This window comes from Micromonospora sp. NPDC005173, from assembly GCF_040608515.1.
Classification (GTDB): domain Bacteria; phylum Actinomycetota; class Actinomycetes; order Mycobacteriales; family Micromonosporaceae; genus Micromonospora.
The window spans coordinates 130781-146989 of the sequence record NZ_JBEXIK010000013.1 but is presented as its reverse complement, the minus strand read 5'-3'; the positions used below and the strand labels follow the sequence as shown (position 1 = coordinate 146989).

The window sequence follows — 16209 nt, the reverse complement described above, 5'->3', positions numbered from 1 at the left end:
CACTGTTATTTATCCCGAAGGTTTGTTGTGGGCGAATTGCCCCTCAGCGGCGTACGCCACCCTCGGTGAGGAACCGGGCAATCGGCAGCGTGGCGGCACCCAACGCCACGGCGTCCACCCCGAGCCGGCACAGCTCGATCGACGCCTGCTCGTACGGCTGGCGCAGCGCCTGCCGGCCGGCGGCCTCCCGGACGGCCGGCAGCAGGTCGCCCAGCGCCATCGCCGCCCAACCGCCGAGCACCACCCGCTCCGGGTTGAACAGGTTGATCAGGTTGGCCACCCCGGCGCCGAGGTAGCCAGCGGTGTCGTCCAGCACCCGTCGGGCGGTGGCCGAGGTCGCGGCGGCGTCGACCAGGGCGGCGAGCTGGGACTCCTCATCCTCGCCCGGCACTGGCCGGCCCCGGCGTGCCTCCCGGTAGCGGTCGATGATCGCCTCCGCGCCCACGTACGCCTCCAGGCAGCCGCGCGCGCCGCACCGGCAGGCCCGGCCGCCGTACACCAGGGTGGTGTGCCCCCACTCCCCCGCGCTGCTGGACGCGCCCCGGTAGGTGGCGCCGTTGGTCACCACCGCCGCGCCGACACCGGAGCCGACCAGCGCGAAGACCGCGTGCCGCGCACCCCGGCCGGCGCCGAACCACATCTCCGCCTGGCCGAGGGTCTTCGCGCCGTTGTCGATGTGCAGCGGCAGGTCGGTGCCGGCGCCGATCAGGCGCTCCAGCGGCACCCGGTCCCAGCCGAGGGCCTGGGCGTGCACCACGGCCTGGGTGCCCTGCTCGACCACCCCGGAGACGCCGATCCCGACGCCGAGCACGTCGCTGGTGGCGACCTGGGCCTGGCCGGTCACCGCGTCGATGCCGGCCAGCACGTGCCCGGCCACCACGTCGGGCTCGGTGCGCGCCGGGTCGAGCGGGTACTCGACGCTGGCCAGCAGGGTCATCGCGAAGTCGAACAGCTCGACCCTGACCCGGGTCTCGCCCACGTCCACCCCGACGACGAAGGCGAACCGGGGTGCGACCCGCAGCAGCATGCTGGGTCGGCCCCCGTCGGACTCGGCGGCGCCGGCCTCGGCGACCAGCCCCTCGTCGATCAGGTCGGCCACCACGTTGCTCACCGCCGGCTGGCTCAGCCCGGTGCTGCGCACCAGGTCCTGCCGGGTGAGCGGGGCGTCGAGGAAGAGCTTCGTCAGCAGGGCAGACCTGTTGCGCAGCCGGACGCTCCGGTTGGTGGCTCGCGCCAGCTCCACTCGGCACCTCGATCCCGTCGGTCGTTCGAGCGACTGTAACCGGCCCGTGCTTGACGACCCACTGGACAGCAACTTTAATGACGACATTCATTAAGCCGTGATGTAACTCCCGGGAAACGCCACCGGACCCCGGCGGCGCACCCCGAAATCCCGTCCGCAGCCGGCCGGCCGTCGCCCACCCCTATCGACGACGGAGGCCGGCGGACCCCACCACGTACCGGAAGGGCTGACCGTGTCGAGACGACACCTCGGGATATTCACCGCCGCCGTACTGGCCGCGGCCTCGCTGACCGCCTGCGGCGGCTCCGGCGACGACTCCGCCGGATCGGGCAAGACCCTCACCTACTGGGCCAGCAACCAGGGCGCCAGCCTGGAGGCCGACAAGACGATCCTCCAGCCGGAGCTGGACAAGTTCGAGAAGCAGAGCGGCATCAAGGTCAACGTCGAGGTGGTCCCCTGGTCGGACCTGCTCAACCGGCTGCTCGCCGCCGCCGCCTCCGGCAAGGGCCCGGACGTGGTGAACATCGGCAACACCTGGTCGGCCTCGTTGCAGGCCACCGGCGCCCTGGTCGAGTTCGACGACGCCACCCTGCAGGCCGTCGGCGGCAAGGACCGCATCGTGCCCGCCGCGCTCGCCGCCGCCGGCGCCCCCGGCAAGCCGCCGGCCGCCGTGCCGCTCTACAGCATGGCGTACAGCCTGTACTACAACAAGAAGTCGTTCGCCGACGCCGGCATCACCGCACCGCCGACCACCTGGGAGCAGCTTGCCGAGTACGGCAAGAAGCTCAGCACCGGTGGCAAGTGGGGCCTGGCGATCGAGGGGGCCAACCCGTCGGAGAACGCCCACCACGCCTTCACCTTCAGCCAGCAGTACGGCGGCGAGTGGTTCGACTCGGCCGGCAAGCCGACCTTCGACACCCCGCAGAACGTCTCGGCGATCAAGCGCTACATCGACTTCATGGCCGCCGACAAGATCACCAACCCGAGCAACGCCGAGTACGCGCAGAACCAGTCGGTCTCCGACTTCGCCAACGGCAAGGCCGCCATGCTGCTCTGGCAGTCCGCCGGCTCGAACCTGAAGACGCAGAACATGCCCGCCGACGCGTACGGGGTGGCCCCGGTGCCGTTCCTGGCCAGCCCGCCGCCCGGCGGCAAGAAGGTCAACAGCATGGTCGCCGGTATCAACATGGCGGTCTTCAAGCACACCAAGAACCGTGACGGCGCGCTGAGCTTCGTGAAGTTCATGACCAGCGACGAGGAGCAGACGATCCTCAACCGCACGTACGGGTCGCTGCCGGCGGTGAAGACCGCGGGCTCCGACCCGGCGTTCACCGCCGTGGAGCAGAAGACGATCCAGGAGACCCTGGTCACCACCGCGGCCCCGCTGCCGCAGGTGCCCGAGGAGAGCACCTTCGAGACCCTGGTCGGCACCGCGATGAAGGAGCTGTTCGCCGACGCGGCCAGCGGCAAGCCGGTCACCGAGGAATCGGTGAAGGCCAAGCTGACCGACGCGCAGCAGAAGATGCGCTGACCCAGGCGTCGCCGGTGGCCGTGGTCGGGTGCTGAGCCCGGCCACGGCCACCGCCTCCGAGAGGACCCCGATGGCAACCAGCACCACCGCGCCGGACGCCGACCAGCGCGAACCCCGGGCCGGGTCGCCGGCCCGGGGGCCGGCCCGCCGGCCCCGCGGCCCCCGCCGCTCGCTCCTGCCGTACCTGCTGCTCGCACCGGCCATCGTGCTGGAACTCGCCATCCACGTGATCCCGATGGTCGTCGGGGTCTGGATGAGCCTGCTGGAGCTGACCCAGTTCCACATCCGCAACTGGTCCACCGCGCCCTTCATCGGGCTGGAGAACTACCGGGCGACGCTCGATGTGAACAGCGCCGCCGGCAAGGAACTGCTGCACTCGTTCTGGGTCACGCTGGTCTACAGCCTGCTCTCGGTCGGGTTCGCCTGGCTGCTCGGCATCTCGGCGGCGGTGGTGCTGCAACGGCCGTTCCGGGGCCGGGCCATCCTGCGGGCGCTGTTCCTCACCCCGTACGCGCTGCCGGTCTACACCGCCGTGATCACCTGGAGCTTCCTGCTGCAGCGCGACACCGGCCTGGTCAACCACGTACTGGTCGACCAGCTCGGGCTCCTCGACGACCGGCCGTTCTGGCTGATCGGCGACAACAGCTTCTGGTCGCTGCTCGTGGTGTCGGTCTGGCGCAACTGGCCGTTCGCTTTCCTCTGCCTGATGGCCGGCCTGCAGAACGTCCCCGGCGAGCTGTACGAGGCCGCCGCCATCGACGGCGCCGGGTTCTGGCGCCGGCTGCGCTCGGTCACCCTGCCCATGCTGCGGCCGGTGAACCTGGTGCTGCTGCTGGTGCTGTTCCTGTGGACCTTCAACGACTTCAACACCCCGTACGTGCTCTTCGGCGGCTCCGCGCCGGAACAGGCCGACCTGATCTCCATCCACATCTACCGCAGCTCCTTCAAGACCTGGGACTTCGGGTCCGGCTCGGCGATGTCGGTGGCACTGTTGCTGTTCCTGCTGGTCGTCTCGGCCGCGTACCTGCTGATCACCAACCGCCGGAGGGACGACCATGCGTGAGACCGCCGGTGAGCGCTGGGGTCGGCGCATCGTGCTGACCCTGCTCACCCTCTTCGTCGTCATCCCGCTCTACGTGATGGTCACCTCCGCGGCGAAGCCGCTGCAGGACGTGCAGAACGGCTTCACCTGGTGGCCCAGCCGGCCCACCCTGCAACCGTTCATCGACATGTGGAGCACCGTGCCGCTGGCCCGCTACCTGGTGAACAGCCTGGTGGTGTCGAGCATCGCGGCGATCTGCTCGGTCGCGGTGGCGATCTTCGCCGCGTTCGCGGTCAGCCGGTACCGGTTCCGCGGCCGGGGAGTCTTCTCGGTGACGGTGCTGTCCACCCAGATGTTCCCCGGCATCCTGTTCCTGCTGCCGCTCTTCCTCATCTACGTCAACCTGGGCAACGCCACCGGCATCGAGCTGTACGCCAGCCGCACCGGCCTGATCATCACCTACCTGACCTTCTCGCTGCCGTTCTCGATCTGGATGCTGGTCGGCTACTTCGACTCGATCCCCCGAGGGCTGGACGAGGCGGCGCAGGTCGACGGGGCCGGGCCGCTGCGCATCCTGTTCCAGGTCATCCTCCCGGCCGCCGTGCCCGGCGTGGTCGCGGTCACCGTGTACGCGTTCATGACCGCCTGGGGTGAGGTGCTCTTCGCCTCGGTGATGACCGATGAGGGCAGCCGCACCCTGGCCGTCGGCCTGCAGGGCTACTCCACCCAGTTCAACGTCTACTGGAACCAGGTGATGGCCGCCTCGCTGGTGGTCAGCATTCCGGTCGTCGCCGGCTTCCTCGCCCTCCAGCGCTACTTCGTCGCCGGCCTCACCGCCGGCGCGGTCAAGTGAGTCATCCAACCCCAGAGGAGAACCTACCCGTGCCGGATTTGTCCAAGCTGCCGCCCGACTTTCTCTGGGGTGTCGCCACGGCGGCGTACCAGATCGAGGGGGCCGTCGACGTCGACGGCCGGGCGCCGTCCATCTGGGACACCTTCTCGGCGACCCCCGGCAACGTCGACAACGGCGACACCGGCGCGGTGGCCTGCGACCACTACCACCGGTGGCCGGAGGATCTGGCGCTGCTGCGCCGACTCGGCGTCGACGCGTACCGGTTCTCGGTGGCCTGGCCCCGGGTGATGCCCGACGGCGTCGGCGCGGTCAACCCCGCCGGGTTGGACTTCTACGACCGGCTGGTCGACACGCTGCTCGCCGACGGGATCCGGCCGTTCGTCACGCTCTACCACTGGGACCTGCCGCAGGTGCTACAGGACCGGGGCGGCTGGCCGCAGCGCTCCACCGCCGAGGCGTTCGCCGACTACGCGGCGGTGGTCGCCGCCCGCCTCGGCGATCGGGTGACCGACTGGAACACCGTCAACGAGCCGCTCTGCGTGTCCTGGATCGGGCACCTGGAGGGGCGGATGGCCCCGGGCGAGCGGGACCTGACCCGCGCGGTGCACGCGTCACACCACGTGCTGCTCGGGCACGGCCTGGCCACCCAGGCGGTACGCGCCAACGCCGCCCGGCCGGCCTCGGTGGGGCTGGTGCTCAACCTCAGCCCGATCGAGCCGGCGACCGACCGGCCCGAGGACGTCGCGGCGGCCCGGCGCGCCGACGGGCACGTCAACCGCTGGTGGCTGGACCCGATCCACGGGCGCGGCTACCCCTCCGACATGATCGCCACGTACGGAGTCGAGCCGCCGGTGCGCGGCGACGATCTGGCGGTGATTGCCACACCCACCGACTTCCTCGGGGTGAACTACTACTTCCGCCAGGTGGTGGCCGACGACCCGACCGGGCCGCCGCCGTACGCCCGGCAACTGCCGGTGCCCGGCTCGGTGGAGACCGCGATGGGCTGGGAGATGTACCCGACGGGGCTGGAGCGGCTGCTGGTCGAGGTGAACGAGGAGTACCGGCCGGGCCGGATCATCGTCACCGAGAGCGGCTCGGCATGGCCGGATGAGGTCACGGCCGAAGGCGCGGTGGAGGACAAGGAGCGCACCGACCACCTGGAGCAGCACCTGGCGGCGTGCGCGTCGGCGGTGGCCCAGGGCGTGCCGCTGGACGGCTACTTCGTCTGGTCGTTGCTGGACAACTTCGAGTGGGCGTACGGCTATGACAAGCGCTTCGGGTTGGTGCACGTGGACTACGCCACCCAGCGCCGGACGGTGAAGGCGAGCGGCCTGCGCTACGCCGAGCTGATCCGCGCCCACCAGCGCGTCGCCGGTGCGACCGGGACCGCCACACCGGCGGCCTGAACGGGGGTCGGCGAGGCTGGGCACCCTGGGCGCCGCGTCGAGCGGCGCCCAGGGCGTTCCGCGCTCAGTCCAGGAGCCGGCGGGACAGCGACGGCGGCAGCCGGCCGGCGAGCAGCCAGCCGGCGACCGCGGCGAGCAACGGCAGCCCACCGGCGGTCGCGACGAGGTGAACGACCGGCACGGCGCCGAGCGGGTCGAGGTCGCGGTGCAGGGCACCGGCCAGCGCCAGGTAGGCACCGGCCACGCCCAGTACGGCACCGAGCAGGGCGAGCGCTCCGGCGGTGGTGGCGGTGAGCGTCCGCCGGACCCGCCTCGGTGCCCCGGTCGCGGTCAGCGTCCGCAGGTCCGCTGCGGCCTCACCCCGGATGAGCCCGACGGTCGTCGCCAGCACGCCGAGCGCGAGCAGCACGCCAGCGCCGGTAGCGCCGGTCCGCAGTGCGGTCAGCGAGCTCTGCTCCCGACGGGACTCGATGGTGAGCCCGGCGGCGGCGGCCAGGTCCTGGGCTGTGGCCAACTGCGCGTGGGTGAGGGCCTGGTCGGCCGCGAGGAACCAGCCGACGCGGGCCGGTTGCCAGCCGTGCCGGCCGAGCGCGCCGGAGGTGATCAGCGAGTCGGGCAGCCTGGTGTAGCCGGACCGGGGAAGGGTGCGCACGATCGGACGTACGCCGCGGGCGGGGATGTTCATCAGCTCCAGCTCGCCGGTGCGGGTGCTGAGCACATCGGTGTCGGGCTCGACCGTCATTCCGGCCACGCCGTTCAGTCGGAGCAGCCCGGGATTGACGACGTAGAGCGGATAAGAGGTCGTAAACTCCCCGGCCGCAGCCGGTGCGCCGATCTCGACGGCGGGGTGACCGCTCGGTCTTCCCTCCCGGCCCGGCTCGAGGTGCGCGGCCACCACCGCCATGTCCAGCGGGATGACGGTTGCCGCACCCACGGCGGTCGCGATGGTGTCGGTCCGGGCCTGGAGCGCGGCGATCTCGGCCGCCGTTCGTTCCGGGATCACCGGATCCGGGTGACCGATCCTGATCACCAGTTGGCTGGCGGCGAGGTTGCCCAGCCCGGCCGCCTCCCGGCTGCGGTAGTCCGCTGCGGCGGAGCCCACCACGATCGCCGCCGACAGCCCCACCGCGAGGCTGATCGCGGCGAGCGCGGCCCCGGCCCGGACGCGGTACCGGGACAGATCCGCCAGGGCCAGCCGCACCGCCACCGGCAGACCTCCCCGGGCCGCCGCCAGCGCCGGGATGGCCAGCGGACCGACGAACAGCACGCCGAGCGCGACGCCGACGGCACCCACCCCGATGAGCAACGGGTTCGACCCGTCGGAGAGCACCAGCGCCGTGAGACCGGCAGCGAGCAGCACGGCCGCGGCCACGGCGGTCCGCCGCGCTGGCGGTGGGACCGGCGGCCGGGCCGACAGCGCGCTCATGATCGGGGTACGGGCGACCGCGCGGGCCGGCCACCAGGCCGCGGCGGTCGCCGTCGCGACGGCCAGCAGCATGCCCGCGCCGATGGTGAGCCAGGGCAGGTCGAACCGGCCGATGCGGTGCCCGGCGGCGGTCTCGACGAACCCTGCGGTGACCAGCCAGCCGGCCACCCCGACGGCGGTGCCGCAGACCGCGGCGACTGACCCGACCGCCGCGCCGTTGACCAGCAGCACCAGCCGCAGGTGTCGACGGGTGGCGCCCATCGCCGCCAGCATGCCGAGCTGACGCAGCCGGCGCTGTGCCAGCACCACGAACCCGGCGGCGGCCACGAGCGACACCAGCAGCAGGCCGACGGCGGCCAGCGCCAGCGCGGCGATGGTGAGCGCGGTGCGCTCGGCCACCGGCCGGGACTCGCGCACCAGCGGGCCGTCGATGGTCTGCCGGAACTCCTCCAAGCTGTCGCGGTCGCCGGCCACCAGGACGGTCACCACCTGCGGTCGGTCGGCATGCGCCGGGTCGGTGAGGGCGAACTCGTCGTGCAGGTCCGCCGGGTTCTCCACCACTCCGACGATCAGGCGGTCGGAGTCACCGAGCTGGACCCGGGTGCCGAGCTCGGCGCGCAGGGCTCGCGCCACCCCGTCGGTCACCGCCACTTCGGCGGACCCGGTCGGGTAACGGCCCTGCCGCAGGGCGAGCATCGGGCCGCCGTACGCACCGGCGGGGTCCTGGGCCCGGACATCGACCGGATCGAACACCCCCGGCACCGGCACGTGCCGGTGCCCGATGACGTCGATCGTGCCGAACCACCCCCGAGCGGCGGTGACCCGGGCATCCAGCGCGGCCGGATCGTCGCCGGGGATCCGGAGAAGCTGGTCGGCGCGACCGAACGTGGCGTCGCTCGACGCGGCCAGGTTCCAGGTCGCCGCCAGGCCGAAGGTGGCACCGGTGACCGCGACGGTGAGCAGCGCGATGGCCAGCAGTTGCTGCCGCCACTCACGGCGGAACAGCCGTACCGCCCAGCGGATCACCGCGCGGCGGGCCGGGAGTCCGCCGCCAGCGGGCCGGGCTGTTCTGCGGCCGCGGCCCGGGTCGGCAGTCACGACGTCGGGTCCGGGGCGAGCAGGGCGTCCGGGCCGGCCGACGGTGCGGTCTGGTCGACCACCCGGCCGTCCCGAATGAAGATCACTCGATCGGCCCAGGACGCGAGCTGGGCATCGTGGGTGACCATCACTCCGGCGATGCCGCGCTTGCAGGCCGAGCGGAGCATCCGCAGGACGGCTTCGCCGTTGGCGGCGTCGAGGGCGCCGGTCGGCTCGTCGGCCAGCAGCAGCCGCCGGTCCCCCACCACGGCCCGGGCGATGGCGACCCGTTGGCGCTCACCGCCGGAGAGGTCGTCGGGAAAGTGGCCGGCGCGGTCGGTCAGCCCCAACTCGTCGAGCACGTGCAGGGCGGCGGCGCGCGCCGGACGTACGGCCATGCCATCCAGCTCCAGGGGCAGGGCCACGTTCTCGACGGCGGAGAGGCCGGCGAGCAGGTTCAGGTCCTGGAAGACGAAGCCGAGCGACCGGCGACGCAGCCGGGCGGTGGCGTCGGCGGACAGCGCCGAGAGGTCGGACCCGCACACCGTCACCTGACCGGCCGTCGGCTCCTCCAGGGTGCCCGCGATGGTCAGCAGGGTGCTCTTACCCGAGCCACTGGGACCCATGACCGCGACCAGTTCACCGGCGACCACGTCCAGGTCGACCGCACGCAGGGCGTGTACGGCAGCGGCGCCGGCCCCGTACACCTTGGACACCTGCCGCAGGCTCAGCACGACGCTCATCGCCGGGCTCCTGCCGCGTCGTCCCGGGCTGGCCGCGTCGGGCGACTCTCCTGGTCGTCCGTGGCCAGCGACGGGTCCGTGGTCGGTGCGCTGGCGGCGGGCTGCGTCGGGTGGCTGCGCAGGCGGGCGTCCGCCGCGTCCAGCCAGCGGACGACCGCTTCCAGTCGGAACAGCTCGGCGTCGACGACGAGGCCGAGGCCGATGTCCTCCGGTGCCGCGTCGGCCTTGAGGTGGGTGTAGCGCTGCATCTCCTCGACGATCCGCCGCCGGTGGGTCTGCAGGATCTCGGTGACGTCCACCTGGGTCAGGCGCATCGCCACCTGCACCTTCATCACGAGCTCGTCGCGGGGCGGCGGCCCGGCCTGGGGTGGCGTCCGCAGCCAGCTGTGCAGCTCCCGTTCGCCGTCGGCGGTGAGCCGGTAGCGCTTCTGTGCGCCGTCGCGGCCGGTGTCGTCGGTCTCGACGTGGCCCTCGCGCTCCAGGCGTTGCAGCGTGGTGTAGACCTGCCCGACGTTGAGTGGCCAGACCTCGCCGGTGCGCGCCTCGAACTCCTGCCGGAGCTGGAGACCGTACTTCGGTGCCTCGGTGAGCAGCGCCAGCATGGCATGACGGATGCTCACGAACCATCACCTACAGTTAGCATACTCGGTATAATACACAGTATTATACAGTCGGCACTCCCCCGTCCGACCACCGTCCACAGTCGTCCTCCCGTTCGGACAAACCGCCGTCGGCGGATCGCGCCGACGGTTAGCCTTCCCGAATGGCCGCAGCAGCCGACGAGGTCGGGCAACCCGACGCCGGGCTACGGATGTCCGAGACGGACCGGCTGACCGCGTTCAGCGACGGCGTCTTCGCCATCGTCATCACGCTGCTGGTCATCGAGCTGCGGGTGCCGGAATACCACAAGGGCGAGTTGCTGACGGGGCTGCTCGACGAAGGAGCGTCCTACCTGGCCTTCGTGGTGTCCTTCATCTATATCGGGGTGCTCTGGCTCAACCACCACGCGCTGGTCCGGCTGATCCGCGGCACCACCCTCGCGCTGAGCTGGATCAACCTCGGCATCCTCTTCGGCGCGGTGATCATCCCGTTCCCCACCGCCGTGCTGGCGTCCGCGTTCACCCACGGTGACACCGCCGACCGCCGCGCCGCCGTCGCCCTGTACGCGCTGGCCGCTGCCCTGATGTCGGCCCCCTGGCTGGTGTTCTTCGGCTACCTGCGCCGCCACCCGGCGCTGCTCCAGCGCGAGGTCAGTCCGGAGTACGTGCGGACGCAGCGGCTGCGACCGGTCACCGGCCTGGTCCTCTACGGGCTCAGCGGCCTGCTCGGCTGGTTCGTCAACCCCCTGCTGGGCCTGATCGGCGTCATCGTCATGGTCATGTATCACGCGTTCACCAGCGAGGGGCTGCACCGGCGGCCAGCAACAGCCCGGCGGTGATCGGCGGGTCCGGCACTCCGATCACCTCCCGCACGCAGCTCCATGGGTTATTCGCCCGCATATGTACCAGTAAAGCTAGTCTGGGCCGGTGCAGGGCAGACCGGACAGCGAGACAACCACCGACGAGCGGCACTCGTCCCGGGTCACGTTCGAGGTCAACGACGCGCCACGGGAGCTGACCCTGGACAACCGCACCACGCTGCTGGACACCCTGCGCGAGCGGCTCGACCTGACCGGGGCGAAGAAGGGCTGCGACCACGGCCAGTGCGGCTCCTGCACCGTGCTGCTGGACGGCCGCCGGGTGAAGAGCTGCCTGGTCCTCGCGGTCACCCTGGACGGCCGGTCCGTGCTCACCGTGGAGGGACTGGCCGGGCCGGACGAGCTGTCCCCACTCCAGGCTGCCTTCGTCGCGCACGACGCGTTCCAGTGCGGCTACTGCACCCCCGGCCAACTCTGCTCCGCCCGCGGCATGCTCGACGAGTTCGCCCAGGGCTGGCCCAGTGCGGTCACCGACGACCTCACCGCACCGGCCGAGCTGACCGACACGGAGATCCGCGAGCGGATGGCCGGCAACCTGTGCCGCTGCGCCGCGTACCCGCACATCGTCGCGGCCGTCCGTGAGACGGCGGTGACGACGTGAGGCCGTTCCGCTACCACCGGCCGGCCGACGTTGCCGAGGCGGTCGCCGTGCTGACCGCCGAGCCGCAGGCGGCGTACCTGGCCGGCGGGACCAACCTGGTGGACCTGATGAAGCTCGGTGTGCAGCGGCCCGACCTGCTGGTGGACGTGAACCGGCTGCCGCTGGACGCGGTCGAGAAGCTGCCCGACGGCGGGCTCTGGATCGGCGCGACGGTACGCAACAGCGACCTCGCCGCCCACCCGGTGGTCCGCCGGGACTACCCGGTGCTGGCCCGCGCCCTGCTCGCCGCAGCCTCCGGGCAGTTGCGCAACCTCGCCACCACCGGCGGCAACCTGTTGCAGCACACCCGCTGCGTCTACTTCCAGGACACCGGCAAGGCGTGCAACAAGCGCGAACCGGGAAGCGGTTGTGCCGCCCGGCACGGCCAGAATCGCGACCTGGCCGTGCTGGGCTGGTCCGATGAGTGCGTGGCCACCCACCCGTCGGACCTGGCGGTCGCGCTGGCCGCGCTGGACGCGGTGGTGGAGGTGCACGAGGCCGGCGGCGCCCGCGACATCCCGCTCGCCGCGCTGCACCGCCTGCCCGGGGAGCATCCGGAGCGGGAGACCACGCTGGCCAGGGGTGCGTTGATCACCGCCGTCCGACTGCCGGCGCTGCCGATGGCCCGCCGCTCGACGTACCTCAAGGTGCGGGACCGGGCCTCGTTCGCCTTCGCCGCTGGCTCGGTGGCCGCGGCGCTGGACCTCGACGGCGACGTGGTCCGCGACGTCCGACTGGCGTACGGGGCGGTGGCGCACCGGCCGTGGCGGGCCTACCGGGCCGAGGAGGAGCTGCGGGGTCAGCCGTTCAGCCCGGAGCTGGCGGCGCGGGCCGCCGACGCCGAGCTGGCCGAGGCGCGCCCGTTGCGGCACAACGGCTTCAAGCTGCCGTTGACCCGGGCCATCACGGTACGGGCGCTCACTGAACTGGCCGAGGGGACGCCGCCGTGAGCGCCGGCGCGGTCGGTCGGGCGTACCCCCGGATGGAGGGTCCGGAGAAGGTCACCGGCACGGCGCGGTACGCGGTGGAGTACCCGGTGGACGGAGTCACCTACGGCTGGGCGGTACCGGCGGCGGTGGTCCGGGGCCGGATCACCCGGGTCGACGCCGAGCCGGCGCTCGCGCTGCCCGGCGTGCTGGCCGTGCTGCATCACGGCAACGCGCCACGGCTCGCGCCCGGGCCCGAGCCGGACCTCTGGCTGTTGCAGGAGCCGGTGGTGAGCTACCGGGGGCAACTGATCGCGGTGGTGGTGGCCACCAGCCTGGAGGCGGCCCGGGAGGGCGCCCGGCTGGTCCGGATCGACTACGACGCCGGGCCGCACAGCACCGTGCTCACCGCCGATCATCCCGGCCTGTACCGGCCGGACCACGTCAACCCCAGCTACCCGACGGACACCGCCGAGGGTGACTTCGACGCCGGGTACGCGGCCGCTCCGGTCCGGGTGGACGCCACGTACCGGACGCCGGCCTACCACAACAACCCGATGGAGCCGCACGCCGCCACCGCGCAGTGGCATGGCGAACGGTTGCTCGTACACGACTCCAACCAGGGCGCCGCGCCGGTGCAGGCCGCCCTGGCCGAGCTGTTCGAGATGCCCCGGGAGGCGGTCCGGGTGATCACCGAGCACGTCGGCGGCGGCTTCGGCAGCAAGGGGTACGCCAAGGCGGCTGTGGTGCTGGCCGCGCTGTCGGCCCGGCACGTGGACCGGCCGGTCCGGCTGGCGCTGACCCGGCAGCAGCTGTTCGGCCCGATCGGCTACCGCACCCCCACCATCCAGCGGGTCCGGCTCGCCGCCGACACCGACGGACGGCTCACCGCGATCTGCCACGACGCGATCAGCCAGACCTCGACCCTCCGCGAGTTCGCCGAACAGACCGCCGTCTACACCCGCAGCATGTACGCCGCACCGCACCGACGCACCACGCACCGGCTGGTGCGCCTCGACGTGCCCACGCCGTTCTGGATGCGCGCCCCGGGAGAGTGCCCCGGCGCGTACGCGCTGGAGTCGGCGATGGACGAGCTGGCCATTGCCGTCGGCATCGACCCGGTGGAGCTGCGGATCCGCAACGACCCGGCGGTCGACCCCGAGCTGGGACGGCCGTTCACCAGCCGCAACCTGGTCGCCTGCCTGCGCGAGGGCGCCCAGCGGTTCGGCTGGGCCGACCGGGATCCGACACCGCGGGCCCGGCGCGACGGGCGCTGGCTGATCGGCACCGGGGTGGCCGGCGCGAGCTATCCGGCCCGGTCGCACGCCGCCGCCGCGGCGGCCACCGCGCGCTCCGACGGCGGATTCCTGGTGCGGATCGACGCCACCGACATCGGCACCGGCGCCCGGACCGCGCTCTGGCAGGTGGCGGCGGACGCGCTGGGGGTGCCGCCGGAGCGGGTCGAGATCCGGATCGGCGACAGCGACCTGCCGGCTGCAGGGGTGGCCGGCGGGTCGATGGGCACCGCCTCGTGGAGCTGGGCGGTGATCCGGGCGTGTGACGCGCTACGCGAGAAGCTGCGGGACGCCCCCGAGGGGGTGCAGGCCGACGGCGAGGTGACCGCCGAGGTGAACACCGCCGACGAGGTGGGCGCGCAGCCCGCGCTGCCCCGGTACGCGTACGGGGCGCACTTCGTCGAGGTCCGGGTGGACGCGGACACCGGCGAGGTGCGGGTGAACCGGCTGCTCGGGGTGTTCGCCGCCGGGCGGGTGGTCAACCCGACGACCGCGCGCAGCCAGCTCATCGGCGGCATGACGATGGGGATCTCGATGGCCCTGCACGAGGAGGGCCTGCTCGACGAGCGGTACGGCGACTGGGTCAACCACGACCTGGCCACCTACCACATCACCGGCTGCGCGGACGTGGAGCGGATCGAGGCGCACTGGATCGACGAGCAGGATGCCGAGCTGAACCCGGCCGGGGTGAAGGGCATCGGCGAGATCGGCATCGTCGGTGCCGCGGCGGCGATCGCGAACGCCGTGCACCACGCCACCGGGGTGCGGATACGCGACCTGCCGATCCGGCTGGACAAGCTGATCGGTCTATCACCATTGGCTTAAATAAGCCGGCAATGATATAAACGTCGTCGTGCACGCTTTCGACGTGCTGGGCGATCCGGTCCGGCGCCGCATCCTGGAGCTGCTCGCCGCCGGCGAGCAGACCGCCGGCGCGGTCAGCGCGGTGATCCGCGACGAGTTCGGCATCTCACAGCCCGCCGTGTCCCAGCACCTCAAGGTGTTGCGGGACAACGGCTTCGCCACCGTGCGGCCGGAAGGTACCCGGCGGCTGTACGCGGTCGACCCGCGCCCGCTGCGCGAGGTCGACGGCTGGCTGGAGCACTTCCGCCGGTTCTGGACCCCGCCCCTGGCGGCACTCGCCACCGAGCTGGCCCGGGGCCGACGCGAGCGTCGGCTGCGTGGGCCAGGAGACCCCGAGGAGAGGTAGACACGATGATCGACGCGACCGAGCAGATCAACGCCGTCCAGCGCACGGTCGGCAGCCGCACCCTGGAGGCCGGCGACGCCCGGGTGAGCACGGTCAGCCAGACGTACCACGCGACGCTCGAAGATCTCTGGGATGCCTGCACCAACGCCGAACGTATTCCGCGTTGGTTCCTGCCGATCTCCGGCGACCTGCGGCTGCACGGGCGCTACCAGCTCGAGGGCAACGCGGGCGGCGCCATCGAGACCTGCGACCCGCCGCACCGCTTCACCGCCACCTGGGAGTACGGCAACGAGGTGAGCTGGATCGAGGTGCGGCTCACGCCGGTGGACGCCGAGCGGACCCGCTTCGAGCTGGACCACATCGCGCATGTCGACCAGGACCGGTGGGCCCAGTTCGGCCCGGGTGCCGTCGGCGTCGGGTGGGACCTGGGCCTGCTCGGCCTCGCCTCCTATTTGGCCGGCGACGGCAGCGGGGTCTCGCCGGAGCAGAGCGTCGAGTGGAGCGCCTCCGACGAGGGGCGCCGGTTCATGGAGCTGAGCAGCCAACTGTGGGGGGAGGCGAGCACCGCAGCCGGCACCGACGCCGACGAGGCAAAGGCCGCCGCCGAGCGCACCACCGCCTTCTACACCGGCGCCCCGACCGCCTGAGCACATCCCCCGCGCCGCCGCCGTCCTCCGATCGACTGCGGCGGTGCGGGTAACGTGCAGCCGCATGATCGGTTCGCCGTACTCGCACTGCTCCTACTGCGGCGCCGCCTACCCGGCGACGGCCGGGTGGCCGCGGGTCTGCGCGGGCTGCGGCGAGACCGTCTGGCGCAACCCGCTGCCCGTCGCGGTGGCGGTGCTGCCGGTCCGCACCGCCGAGGGCCTGGGCGTGGTGGTGGTCCGCCGGGACATCGCGCCGGCCCGCGGGCTGCTCGCGCTGCCCGGCGGCTTCATCGAGTACGGCGAGGAGTGGTCCGACGCGCTGGTCCGTGAGCTGCGGGAGGAGACCGGGCTGGTCGCGGCGGCCGAGGACGCCCGCCTCTTCGCGGTGCACGGGGCACCGGCCGGCGGCACCATGATGATCTTCGGAGTGCTGCCCGAGCGGCCGATCGAGGAACTGCCGCCGTCGGCGCCGACCGAGGAGGCCACCGAGTGGCTGGTGCTCACCGACCCGGTCGAGCTGGCGTTCTCCACCCACACCCGGGTGCTCGCCGACTTCCTCACCCCCAACCGCCGCGCCTGACCTCCCACTCCCCCAGCCTCCCCCGGCCAAGATCGCGCTGCATCCTGGTTGTAGTGGTATCGGCGCGGTTGGAGGCCACTAAAACCAGGATCTAGCGCGATCTTGAGTCGGTT

At 72.3% G+C, this 16209-nt stretch carries 15 protein-coding genes; 11 read left to right on the top strand and 4 right to left on the bottom strand.

Features of this window, described 5'->3' with window-relative positions:
• Nucleotides 1–43: 43 nt before the first annotated feature.
• Nucleotides 44–1243, bottom strand: a complete 1200-nt coding sequence (locus tag ABZV00_RS17480; protein ID WP_355607134.1) for an ROK family transcriptional regulator — start codon at nucleotides 1241–1243, stop codon at nucleotides 44–46.
• Between the two features lie 232 nt (nucleotides 1244–1475).
• On the opposite strand from ABZV00_RS17480, the gene ABZV00_RS17475 reads away from it, so the two are divergent.
• The 4 genes from ABZV00_RS17475 to ABZV00_RS17460 all read left to right on the top strand — a co-directional run bounded on the left by ABZV00_RS17475 (nucleotide 1476) and on the right by ABZV00_RS17460 (nucleotide 6075).
• Nucleotides 1476–2774 carry a sugar ABC transporter substrate-binding protein gene (locus ABZV00_RS17475; RefSeq protein WP_355607131.1) on the top strand — a complete coding sequence of 433 codons (1299 nt, stop codon included), beginning with the start codon at nucleotides 1476–1478 and terminating at the stop codon, nucleotides 2772–2774.
• 70 nt (nucleotides 2775–2844) lie between these two features.
• Entirely contained in the window at nucleotides 2845–3837 is a 993-nt protein-coding gene (locus tag ABZV00_RS17470) for a sugar ABC transporter permease (RefSeq protein WP_355607129.1), read from the top strand.
• Nucleotides 3830–4669 carry a carbohydrate ABC transporter permease gene (locus ABZV00_RS17465; protein WP_328416190.1) on the top strand — a complete coding sequence of 280 codons (840 nt, stop codon included), beginning with the start codon at nucleotides 3830–3832 and terminating at the stop codon, nucleotides 4667–4669. Before ABZV00_RS17470 ends, ABZV00_RS17465 begins: the two co-directional genes overlap by 8 nt.
• Before the next feature lie 29 nt (nucleotides 4670–4698).
• The gene (locus tag ABZV00_RS17460) at nucleotides 4699–6075 is read left to right on the top strand and encodes a GH1 family beta-glucosidase (RefSeq protein ID WP_355607125.1); all 1377 of its coding nucleotides are present in this window, start codon (nucleotides 4699–4701) and stop codon (nucleotides 6073–6075) included.
• Nucleotides 6076–6139: 64 nt separating this feature from the next.
• On the opposite strand, the gene ABZV00_RS17455 is transcribed toward ABZV00_RS17460, so the two are convergent.
• From ABZV00_RS17455 to ABZV00_RS17445, 3 genes are read right to left on the bottom strand one after another with little or no spacing between them, the layout of a single operon-like run.
• On the bottom strand, nucleotides 6140–8599 hold the full coding sequence (locus ABZV00_RS17455; protein ID WP_355607122.1) for an ABC transporter permease: 2460 nt from the start codon (nucleotides 8597–8599) through the stop codon (nucleotides 6140–6142).
• Nucleotides 8596–9321, bottom strand: coding sequence for an ABC transporter ATP-binding protein (locus tag ABZV00_RS17450; RefSeq protein WP_355607119.1), 726 nt, complete (start codon nucleotides 9319–9321; stop codon nucleotides 8596–8598). Before ABZV00_RS17450 ends, ABZV00_RS17455 begins: the two co-directional genes overlap by 4 nt.
• Entirely contained in the window at nucleotides 9318–9941 is a 624-nt protein-coding gene (locus ABZV00_RS17445; protein WP_355607116.1) for a helix-turn-helix transcriptional regulator, read from the bottom strand. The genes ABZV00_RS17450 and ABZV00_RS17445 overlap by 4 nt, the downstream gene beginning before the upstream one ends.
• A gap of 143 nt (nucleotides 9942–10084) precedes the next feature.
• On the opposite strand from ABZV00_RS17445, the gene ABZV00_RS17440 reads away from it, so the two are divergent.
• From ABZV00_RS17440 to ABZV00_RS17410, 7 genes are all read left to right on the top strand, one after another.
• Entirely contained in the window at nucleotides 10085–10759 is a 675-nt protein-coding gene (locus ABZV00_RS17440) for a TMEM175 family protein (RefSeq protein ID WP_355607113.1), read from the top strand.
• An 88-nt stretch (nucleotides 10760–10847) separates the two neighbouring features.
• The gene (locus ABZV00_RS17435) at nucleotides 10848–11399 is read left to right on the top strand and encodes a 2Fe-2S iron-sulfur cluster-binding protein (RefSeq protein ID WP_355607110.1); all 552 of its coding nucleotides are present in this window, start codon (nucleotides 10848–10850) and stop codon (nucleotides 11397–11399) included.
• Nucleotides 11396–12388 carry a xanthine dehydrogenase family protein subunit M gene (locus ABZV00_RS17430; RefSeq protein WP_355607107.1) on the top strand — a complete coding sequence of 331 codons (993 nt, stop codon included), beginning with the start codon at nucleotides 11396–11398 and terminating at the stop codon, nucleotides 12386–12388. The genes ABZV00_RS17435 and ABZV00_RS17430 overlap by 4 nt, the downstream gene beginning before the upstream one ends.
• On the top strand, nucleotides 12385–14484 hold the full coding sequence (locus ABZV00_RS17425) for a xanthine dehydrogenase family protein molybdopterin-binding subunit (protein ID WP_355607104.1): 2100 nt from the start codon (nucleotides 12385–12387) through the stop codon (nucleotides 14482–14484). The genes ABZV00_RS17430 and ABZV00_RS17425 overlap by 4 nt, the downstream gene beginning before the upstream one ends.
• Nucleotides 14485–14512: 28 nt before the next feature.
• Complete coding sequence (locus ABZV00_RS17420; RefSeq protein ID WP_328416174.1) at nucleotides 14513–14869, top strand: metalloregulator ArsR/SmtB family transcription factor; 357 nt, start codon at nucleotides 14513–14515, stop codon at nucleotides 14867–14869.
• A 5-nt stretch (nucleotides 14870–14874) separates the two neighbouring features.
• Entirely contained in the window at nucleotides 14875–15516 is a 642-nt protein-coding gene (locus ABZV00_RS17415) for an SRPBCC family protein (protein ID WP_355607101.1), read from the top strand.
• 64 nt (nucleotides 15517–15580) lie between these two features.
• Nucleotides 15581–16096: an NUDIX domain-containing protein gene (locus ABZV00_RS17410; RefSeq protein ID WP_355607098.1), complete on the top strand. Its 516-nt coding sequence runs from the start codon at nucleotides 15581–15583 to the stop codon at nucleotides 16094–16096.
• Nucleotides 16097–16209 lie beyond the last annotated feature (113 nt).

Excerpts from the sequence above, each read along its gene's own strand:
- ABZV00_RS17465 (WP_328416190.1), top strand. The coding sequence starts at position 3,830 with ATGCGTGAGACCGCCGGTGAGCGCTGGGGTCGGCGCATCGTGCTGACC.
- ABZV00_RS17440 (WP_355607113.1), top strand. The coding sequence starts at position 10,085 with ATGGCCGCAGCAGCCGACGAGGTCGGGCAACCCGACGCCGGGCTACGG.
- ABZV00_RS17470 (WP_355607129.1), top strand. The coding sequence starts at position 2,845 with ATGGCAACCAGCACCACCGCGCCGGACGCCGACCAGCGCGAACCCCGG.
- ABZV00_RS17410 (WP_355607098.1), top strand. The coding sequence starts at position 15,581 with ATGATCGGTTCGCCGTACTCGCACTGCTCCTACTGCGGCGCCGCCTAC.
- ABZV00_RS17450 (WP_355607119.1), bottom strand. The coding sequence starts at position 9,321 with ATGAGCGTCGTGCTGAGCCTGCGGCAGGTGTCCAAGGTGTACGGGGCC.
- ABZV00_RS17415 (WP_355607101.1), top strand. The coding sequence starts at position 14,875 with ATGATCGACGCGACCGAGCAGATCAACGCCGTCCAGCGCACGGTCGGC.